Annotated in this window: 4 protein-coding genes, 3 tRNA genes and 2 other RNA genes; all 9 read right to left on the bottom strand. The window is 62.7% G+C overall.

What is annotated here, in order from left to right:
• The coding region (locus tag ABB29_RS15895; RefSeq protein ID WP_033833047.1) for a GTP-binding protein at positions 1-104 on the bottom strand (104 nt) is incomplete at its 3' end.
• Between the two features lie 51 nt (positions 105-155).
• Positions 156-231: transfer RNA gene (locus ABB29_RS15890), tRNA-Thr, on the bottom strand.
• A gap of 51 nt (positions 232-282) precedes the next feature.
• Positions 283-356: transfer RNA gene (locus tag ABB29_RS15885), tRNA-Gly, on the bottom strand.
• A 69-nt stretch (positions 357-425) separates the two neighbouring features.
• A non-coding RNA gene (locus ABB29_RS16215) (RtT sRNA) lies at positions 426-560 on the bottom strand.
• Between the two features lie 41 nt (positions 561-601).
• A non-coding RNA gene (locus ABB29_RS16210) (RtT sRNA) lies at positions 602-736 on the bottom strand.
• Between the two features lie 41 nt (positions 737-777).
• Positions 778-863, bottom strand: a tRNA-Tyr gene (locus ABB29_RS15880).
• Between the two features lie 141 nt (positions 864-1,004).
• A complete protein-coding gene (gene ychF, locus ABB29_RS15875; protein ID WP_057660883.1) occupies positions 1,005-2,096 on the bottom strand; it encodes a redox-regulated ATPase YchF in 1,092 nt (363 codons plus the stop codon).
• A gap of 57 nt (positions 2,097-2,153) precedes the next feature.
• Positions 2,154-2,750, bottom strand: a complete 597-nt coding sequence (pth, locus tag ABB29_RS15870) for an aminoacyl-tRNA hydrolase (RefSeq protein WP_057660881.1) — start codon at positions 2,748-2,750, stop codon at positions 2,154-2,156.
• Positions 2,751-2,803: 53 nt separating this feature from the next.
• The coding region (locus ABB29_RS15865) for a 50S ribosomal protein L25/general stress protein Ctc (RefSeq protein WP_057660878.1) at positions 2,804-3,318 on the bottom strand (515 nt) is incomplete at its 5' end.

The raw sequence follows: 3,318 nt of genomic DNA, 5'->3' as shown, positions 1-3,318 counted from the left end.
ATCTTGGTCAGTGCGGCGGTCAGCGTGGTCTTGCCATGGTCAACGTGACCAATGGTGCCCACGTTCACGTGCGGCTTGGTGCGTTCGAATTTACCCTTTGCCATGGCTGCTTCTTCTCGAATCGTTGATTGGATGGTGGAGCGGGTGTAACAAGATGGTGCTCACGAATGGAATCGAACCATCGACCTCCTCCTTACCAAGGAGGTGCTCTACCGACTGAGCTACGTGAGCGAAACTCTTATTGTACCGGTTGTTGCGGCTTCGTGCGCCTGTGTTCCAACGTGGAGCGGGAGACGGGAATCGAACCCGCACCATCAGCTTGGAAGGCTGAGGTTCTACCGTTGAACTACTCCCGCACCGGGAGACCACAACAACCGATTTCCGATGATGTCCTCGCGAACGATTTGATCACCGGGTTTGAAACTTGGTGGAGGGAGGTGGATGACTCCGCGCCTGTGGCGCTTCGCCCTCCGGGCCGTCCTCCGGACGTTCAGCGCCACCTTGCGGTGTCGCTGTCGAACCACGTCGGTGCTTCTCATCCACCTGCGGGTCCGGCTCCGATGATGTCCTCGCGAACGATTTGATCACCGGTTTTGAAACTTGGTGGAGGGAGGTGGATGACTCCGCGCCTGCGGCGCTTCGCCCTCCGGGCCGTCCTCCGGACGTTCAGCGCCACCTTGCGGTGTCGCTGTCGAACCACGTCGGTGGTTCTCATCCACCTGCGGGTCCGGCTCCGATGATGTCCTCGCGAACGATTTGATCACCGGTTTTGAAACTTGGTGGAGGGAGGTGGATTCGAACCACCGAAGGCGTAAGCCAGCAGATTTACAGTCTGCCCCCGTTGGCCGCTTGGGTATCCCTCCAGTAACACTGAATCAGGGCACTGGAACTGCCTGGGCTCCACTGGTGTCCGCTGCGGGCTGGCCCGAATTGGTCACTGGTGAAACAGCCCGTAATTTTGGCCTGACTTGCCGGCTCTGTCAACGAATAACGGCAAGTTTTTTTCAGACGTTGAAGCGGAAATGCAGGACGTCGCCTTCCTGCACGCGATATTCCTTGCCTTCCAGGCGCAGGCGGCCGGCTTCCTTGGCCCCGGCTTCACCGCGGTACTTGATGAAGTCCTCGAAGGAAATGGTTTCGGCGCGGATGAAGCCCTTCTCGAAGTCGGTATGGATGACGGCGGCGGCCTGTGGCGCGGTCGAGCCGGCCTTGACCGTCCAGGCGCGTACTTCCTTGACCCCGGCGGTGAAGTAGGTCTGCAGGCCAAGCAACTGGTAGGCGGCGTAGATCACCCGGTTCAGGCCCGGCTCGGCCAGGCCGAGGTCGGCCAGGAAGGTGTCGCGGTCCTCGTCGTCCAGCTGGGCCAGTTCTTCCTCGATCGCCGCCGACACCGGCACCACCTGCGCGCCTTCCGCGGCGGCACGGGCGCGCACGGCCTCCAGGTGCGGGTTATTGTCGAAGCCGTCCTCGAGCACGTTGGCGATGTACATCACCGGCTTCAGGGTCAGCAGGAACAGGTCGCGCACCAGCGCTTTTTCCTCGTCGTCCAGTCCCGCCGCGCGGCCAGCCTTGCCTTCAGCCAGCGCCGCCTGCAACTTGGCCAGCACCGGCTTGCGCGCGGCCGCTTCCTTGTCACCGCCCTTGGCAGCGCGTTCGGCCCGATTGAGGGCCTTTTCCACGCTGTCCAGATCCGCCAGCGCCAACTCGGTGTCGATGGTGTCGATGTCCGACAGCGGGTCGACCTTGCCGGCGACGTGGACGATGTCGCCATGCTCGAAGCAGCGCACGACGTGGGTGATGGCATCGACTTCGCGGATGTGGGCCAGGAACTTGTTGCCCAGGCCTTCACCGCTGGCAGCGCCGGCGACCAGACCGGCGATGTCGACGAATTCGACCGCTGTCGGAATCAGTTTCTGCGGTTTGACGATCTCGGCCAGCTGGTTGAGCCGCGGGTCCGGCACCGGCACGATGCCGACGTTCGGCTCGATCGTGCAGAACGGAAAGTTGGCCGCCGCGATGCCCGCCTTGGTCAGCGCGTTGAACAGGGTCGACTTGCCCACGTTGGGCAGGCCGACGATGCCGCATTTGATACCCATGTGCTGAATCCGGATGTGGGAAATGGGAAGCAGGGAGAATCGGGCTGTCGCCGCTCCCTACTTCCCGCTTCCTACTCCCTTGTTGGTATGCAGGCGGGTCATTGCATCCATGAAATTGCCCTGCACCGCCAGCGGCAATACGTCGATGGCGTCGTCGATGGCATGGCCAATCAGTATTTCATCCTCGACGCTCGGCTTGCCCAGTACCCAGCCGGTCACGCGGTCCTTGTGGCCGGGGTGGCCAATGCCGATGCGCAGGCGGTGGAACCTGCCGTGGCCAAGCAATTGCATGGTGTCGCGCAGACCATTCTGGCCGCCATGGCCGCCGTCGAACTTCAAGCGAGCGCTGCCGACCGGCAGATCCAGTTCGTCATGTGCCAGCAGTGCCTGCTCGGGCTCGATCTTCCAGAACCGCAACGCGGCGGTGACCGATTTGCCACTCAGGTTCATGTAGGTGGCGGGCTTGAGCAGCCACACCGGCTGGCCGTCGATGACCGCCTTGGCAGTCTCGCCGAACAGTTTGCTCTCCAGCCCGAAGCGTTCGCCCTGCCGTGCCGCCAGGGTATCGACAAAACGGAACCCGGCGTTGTGCCGGGTTCGCGCGTGTTCGCTGCCGGGATTGCCCAGTCCAACGATGAGTCGCAGGCCTGCCATCGCAGCGCGCATCGAGGACGTACCCGCTCACGCGGGTACGTCGCAGGCGATGCTTATTCCTCGTCCTTGCCGACGTTGGTGGCCGGCACGTCGCCAGCTTCGGTGTCGGTGCTTTCTTCTTCGTCGGCGATTTCCACCCGACCGTGCTTGGCAACCACGACGGCGACGTCGTGTTCCTTGCCCAGCTTCAGTTCGGGGATTTCAACACCGGCCGGCAGCTTGACTTCCGACAGGTGGATGACGTCGCCCAGGGCCAGGTTGGCCAGGTCGATTTCCAGGAATTCCGGCAGATCCTTCGGCAGGCATTCCACCACCACTTCGTTCAACTCGTGGGTGACCACGACGTCGGCGGCCTTGCCAGCCGGCGAGGTGTCCTGGTTGATGAAGTGCAGCGGCACCGCGGTGCGCAGGGCCTGGCCGGCGGTCACGCGCTGGAAATCCAGGTGCATGATCTGCTGCTTGAACGGATGACGCTGCATGTCGCGCAACAGCACGCGCTGGACGTCGCCATTCAGGCTCAGGTCGAGGATGGACGAATAGAACCAGTCGTTCTGGCTGGCCAGCCAGA

This window comes from Pseudoxanthomonas dokdonensis, from assembly GCF_001431405.1.
GTDB classification, from domain to species: Bacteria; Pseudomonadota; Gammaproteobacteria; order Xanthomonadales; family Xanthomonadaceae; genus Pseudoxanthomonas_A; species Pseudoxanthomonas_A dokdonensis.
The sequence above is the reverse complement of the archived record's forward strand: the minus strand, read 5'-3'. Positions and strand labels throughout refer to the sequence as shown.

Bases quoted from the DNA above. Each gene is read 5' to 3' on its own strand.
- ychF (WP_057660883.1), bottom strand. From the start codon at position 2,096: ATGGGTATCAAATGCGGCATCGTCGGCCTGCCCAACGTGGGCAAGTCG.
- pth (WP_057660881.1), bottom strand. From the start codon at position 2,750: ATGGCAGGCCTGCGACTCATCGTTGGACTGGGCAATCCCGGCAGCGAA.